5 protein-coding genes are annotated in these 4,263 nt (G+C 63.1%); 1 reads left to right on the top strand and 4 read right to left on the bottom strand.

All coding sequences use genetic code 11. The annotated features are described in order from the left end of the window. On the top strand, positions 1–452 hold a 452-nt coding region (locus AAG799_RS22535; protein WP_341899346.1), incomplete at its 5' end, for a helix-turn-helix domain-containing protein. On the opposite strand, the gene AAG799_RS22530 is transcribed toward AAG799_RS22535, so the two are convergent. The 4 genes from AAG799_RS22530 to AAG799_RS22515 form a co-directional block, all read right to left on the bottom strand. Then, positions 419–1,006, bottom strand: a complete 588-nt coding sequence (locus AAG799_RS22530) for a hypothetical protein (RefSeq protein WP_341899344.1) — start codon at positions 1,004–1,006, stop codon at positions 419–421. The two genes, AAG799_RS22535 and AAG799_RS22530, sit on opposite strands and share 34 nt — an antisense overlap. A gap of 1 nt (position 1,007) precedes the next feature. After that, positions 1,008–2,414, bottom strand: a complete 1,407-nt coding sequence (locus AAG799_RS22525; RefSeq protein ID WP_341899342.1) for an FAD-dependent oxidoreductase — start codon at positions 2,412–2,414, stop codon at positions 1,008–1,010. Next, positions 2,411–3,022: an isochorismatase family cysteine hydrolase gene (locus AAG799_RS22520; RefSeq protein ID WP_341899340.1), complete on the bottom strand. Its 612-nt coding sequence runs from the start codon at positions 3,020–3,022 to the stop codon at positions 2,411–2,413. The genes AAG799_RS22525 and AAG799_RS22520 overlap by 4 nt, the downstream gene beginning before the upstream one ends. Then, positions 3,019–4,263: hydantoinase/oxoprolinase family protein (locus tag AAG799_RS22515; protein WP_341899339.1), on the bottom strand; the 1,245-nt coding region annotated here is incomplete at its 5' end. The genes AAG799_RS22520 and AAG799_RS22515, both read right to left, overlap by 4 nt.

Genomic DNA, 4,263 nt, shown 5'->3' with positions numbered 1-4,263 from the left:
CCGAGTTTGCCGACACCATCGCCAATCTGGTGCGCCTGGCTGTCCTGGATCAGATGGGCATGCAGAGCGATGCGGCCATGCGCGAGACCACGCGCGACCGCGTCAAAGCCTTCATCATGGCCAACCTGCAGGATCCGATGCTGTCGCTGGATCGTATCGCCACAGCTGTCGGTTGCTCCAAACGCAACCTGCATAAACTTTTCGCATTCGAAGATGAGACGCTGAACAGCCATATCTGGAACTGCCGTCTCGATCGTATCCGTCAGGATCTGGCCAATCCGGCCTTGCTGCGGCAGTCGATCACCGACATCGCCTTTTCCTGGGGCTTCAACTCATCGACGCATTTCAGCCGCAGTTTCCGCGAACGCTATGGTGTGGCACCACGGGCCTATCGCAGCATGATCCACAAGGATGGTGCCTATTGGGGCGTTGCCAATACGGCACCAGTCTGAGCACGGACCTCGGCCAGATCGTTCCAGACCTGCTGGTCTTGCAGCTTGCCGGCGCCGACTGTGAAGCGATCAATGAAACGGATGCCACTGAAGGCACGCCCATCGGGCCATTCGCCTTCCAGCATACCATGGCAATAGACGGTGGCGACTTCCATGCCCGGCACGGTATCGAAGCCTGAATAGACCTTGGCGACCCGGCGATAGCGTGGCGCAGCCCAGGCAATCAGTTCCCCAAGTTGGGTGAAGCGAACGCCGCCCGGAAACACCATCGAAAAGCCTTCCGCCAGGAACCCTTGCGCTGCGGCCAGATCACGACGTTCCATCGCCCCGAGAAAATCGCGCACGATGCGCTCAGGTGCCGGCGGCGGTGCCTTGGGGAATTTCAACTGGTTGCCGCGGCGGTAGCTGGTCTGCTTCACCTCTTCGATGAAGGTGGTGATGCCATCCGGCATCGCTTCCAGCACGGTGCGGGTTACCTGGCTGTAGCCTTCCAGCAATCTTCCGCGTACCTCGTCGTCATAGCCTTCGATCAGCGTGACGCGAATAACCGGCATGTCAGCCTCCCTGTTGCACCAGCGCCGCGGCACTGCGACCGGCCTTGGCACCCAGCACGGTCGCAGCCAGCAGGCCATTACCCGACAGATAGCCATCGCGGCCACGGCCTGAAATGCCGCAGGCGGCGCCCCCGCCGGCAAAGAGATTGGGCATCGGTTTGCCGTCCTGCCGCAGTACGCGGGCCTGGGTATCCACCGTCAGGCCACCCTGGGTATGGAACAGGGCACCAGTCACCTTCACCGCATAGAAGGGGGCTTTCAGCGCCTGCTTGCCGGTGAAGTCCCGCCCGAAGCGGTCTTCGCCCTGCCCCGCCGCCAATGCAGTGGCTTCTGCAAGGGTTTCCGCCAGCACATCCACCGGCAGACCACAGACAGCCGCCAGCGCCTGAAGACTGTCGGCACTTTTCACTGCACCGCCATTCACGGCCTCACGATAATCCTCGAAATCGAGGCCGAGCCTGTGCAGCCGTTCGTCGTAGATGTTCCAGGCCACGCCATCGGGCTGGGCAATCACGCGCATAGCCTGTTCGGAATAGCCGTCATGCTCACAGGAAAACCGCCGGCCCTCGGCATTGACCTGGAAGCCGCCTTCCATCATCAGCGCCCAGGTGATCAGGATGGCATGCGGCATCGCTACCGAGCCATGCCCCTGATAGGCACCGAGATTCTTCACCCCCGCCCCCAGCGCCTCACCCCAGACCAGCGCATCGCCACGGTTGCCGGTATGGCCGTAATACTGCGCGCCGGTGAGTTCCGGGATATAGCGGCTGACCAGGTCGGCATTGCCACCGAAACCAGAGCAGGCCAGCACTAGCGCTTCACAGCCGATCTGCTCGACCGATCCATCCGGTCGGTTGAGCAGCACACCACGCAGGCGACCATCAGGATCGGCATACAGCGTCGTCACCGTAGCATCGCAGACGATGTCGATGCCGGCAGCATTGGCCGCAGCCAGCAGCCCGGCAACTAGATCGGCGCCACTGCGCGAGACCGGGGCATGCATACGTGCCTTGCTGTGGCCGGGGTAGAGAAAACCTTCAACAAGTGTCAGCGGCACATGATGCTTCTGCACCAGCCAGTCGACCGTAGGACCAGAGGCCGCACAGATCGCAGCCACCATGGCCGGGTCGTTCTCACCATGGGCCTTGGCTTGCACATCGGCGACCATGATCTCCGGCGTATCCTCGACACCTCGGGCTGCCTGCAGTGCCGTGCCGGCAGCCGGAATCATGCCTGATGACATGGCCGTCGAGCCGCTGGGCGACGGATCACGCTCCAGCACCAGCACATCGGCACCGGCGTCGCGCGCGGCCAGCGCCGCAGTCAGGCCGCAGGCACCGGCACCGATCACCAGCACCGGCACACTGAGCGGGAACTCAATCCCGGCAGAGGGCAAAACGCGAGTCATGCGGCGCGAATCAACGTGGCCGCCTCGGCGCAGGTCAACTTCGGCGCCACGGTGCCTAGCGAGGCGATACTGGCGTCATGGGCTTCCTTCGAAAAGGCCGCACATCCATCGGTCAGCAGCATGGGATGGAAATCGCGCACATGGGCATCGCGCAGGGTGCTGGCAACGCCGCCATTGGTGACGATCCCGCCGATCAGCAGCGTCTCGACCCCCAGCTTGCGCAGCACAAATTCAAGCCGGCTCATATAGAAGGCCGAATAAGCCACCTTCTCGACCACGAAATCCGCCGGTGCTAGCTGATCGATCAGGCTGTGGCCCCAGCCACCGGGCTGGAAATCACCCTTGCGCAGGAAGGGCCGCAGCTGTTTCAGATGCGGGCTGATCAGTGGCTCTCCGCCACGGCCCGGAATCAGCGTGAACTGCGTCGAGATGATCCAGCCACCTTTCTCGCGCATGGCGTCGACCACCGCCTTCATATTGGCGATCAGGGCCGCGGCCCCCGGCAGGGTCGCCTTGCCGCGAGCATAGGCGCCATCCGCGTGCAGGAAGTCGTTCTGCAGATCGACAATCAGCAGGGCGGTCTGTTTAAGATCAAGTGTGGCGGTCATGCGGTTTTCCGGCGAACAATCAGGTTACCGAACTTGTCCACCTCGCCCTGCAGGTCGGGTTCGATCAGGATCGTGGTGTCGGACTGCTCTAGGATCGCGGGCCCCGGCACCACGGCGCCAAGCGGCAGTTCCAGCCGCCGATAAATGCCAGCCTCATGCCAGGCCCCATCGAGCCAGACCTTGCGCGTGGTGCGTTTGGCCGCTTCGACACTGCCACCTTCCGGTGGGGCCAGCAGGGCAAGATCGAATTTCTTGCGCCGACCAATGGCGGCCACGCGCAGGTTGAGCACGCGGATACCGATCTTGTCCAGCACACGGCCAAAGGTGGCCGCATAGGCGGTTTCAAAAGCGGCCTTGATACCGGCATGCGACAACCTGATTTGGCCACCAGCAAAATCGCCCTCTAGCGGCACGGCGACCGTATGCGTCTGCCCGAGATAGGACATATCGAGCTCGACGCTGGTTGCGCGTCCTTCAAAGGCGATGCCGGCCTGATCGAGTAGTCGCGCACCCTCGCCCTCAGCCTCGGCGATGGCACTATCGAGCATGGCGGTATCCAGCTCTTCCAGGGTGCGATTGACCGTGCGCACGAAATCATGCCGCATATCGGCGATCACGCAACCGAGCGCGGAGGTCACGCCGGGAAAACGCGGCACCAGCGCGGATGCCAGACCCACTTCCTTGATCAGGGCGCCGACATGCAGGGCGCCACCACCACCAAACGGCATGGCGGCGAAGTCGCGCGGATTGTGCCCGCGTTCGATGGAGACCAGCCGGATCGCCCCAGCCATGCGGGAATTCGCCACCTTGATGATGGCTTCTGCGGCCGCCATGACATCAAGGCCGAGCGGTTCGGCGATATGCTTAGCGATGGCCGCCTTGGCAGTTTCGACATCCAGCCGCTTCAGCTTGCCGCCGATCGGCCGTTCGGCATCGATACGGCCCATCACCACATTGGCATCGGTCACCGTCGGTCGGTCATTGCCCAGGCCATAGGCGACCGGGCCCGGATCGGAGCCGGCACTTTCCGGGCCGATCTGCAGTATGCCGCCGCGATCGATCCAGGCAATCGAGCCGCCGCCAGCACCGATGGTGGTGATCTCGATCATCGGCGCACGCACCACCATGCCAAAATCGATGGCGGTCTGCGCACTCATCGCCGGTTCGCCATCAGCGATCAGCGAGACGTCAAAACTGGTGCCACCCATGTCGCAGGTCACGACATTGGGATAGCCGGCCGC

This window comes from Ferrovibrio terrae, assembly GCF_943371255.1.
Classification (GTDB): Bacteria; Pseudomonadota; Alphaproteobacteria; order Ferrovibrionales; family Ferrovibrionaceae; genus Ferrovibrio; species Ferrovibrio terrae_B.
Note: the sequence above shows the minus strand (reverse complement) of the source record. Positions and strands in the feature narration are given on the sequence as shown.

Excerpts from the sequence above, each read along its gene's own strand:
- AAG799_RS22530 (WP_341899344.1), bottom strand. The coding sequence starts at position 1,006 with ATGCCGGTTATTCGCGTCACGCTGATCGAAGGCTATGACGACGAGGTA.
- AAG799_RS22525 (WP_341899342.1), bottom strand. The coding sequence starts at position 2,414 with ATGACTCGCGTTTTGCCCTCTGCCGGGATTGAGTTCCCGCTCAGTGTG.
- AAG799_RS22520 (WP_341899340.1), bottom strand. The coding sequence starts at position 3,022 with ATGACCGCCACACTTGATCTTAAACAGACCGCCCTGCTGATTGTCGAT.